The 296-nt window shown below is 48.0% G+C and carries 1 protein-coding gene; it reads right to left on the reverse strand.

Annotation, left to right across the window (positions count from 1 at the left end):
• Window positions 1–214: hypothetical protein (locus ACWGTI_RS32875; RefSeq protein ID WP_454590708.1), on the reverse strand; the 214-nt coding region annotated here is incomplete at its 3' end.
• Window positions 215–296 lie beyond the last annotated feature (82 nt).

Raw genomic sequence — 296 nt, forward strand, 5'->3', positions numbered from 1 at the left:
ATGTCTCCTGGATCGTTTCCGACTGGGCGAAGATGTAGGCGCCGACGGGCATTCCAATCAGGATAGGAATGAGGGTGCATTCCACCCAACTCAGCCAATCGATGGGCATGTGCAAGGCGATTCTGGCCGTAAACGACAGAGCAAAGGTCGCGACGATTGCAATTATCGTCACAACCATTGATTTGCCTAGAATACGCTTGGTGCGAGGCGTCATATTTTTTCTTTGAAGATTGGCACTGTTTCTTTAGATAGAGGCTCTGAAAGAGCCGTTACGGAGTCAATTAAGATTATTCTGA

It is taken from the genome of Mesorhizobium sp. ArgA1, from assembly GCF_053714375.1.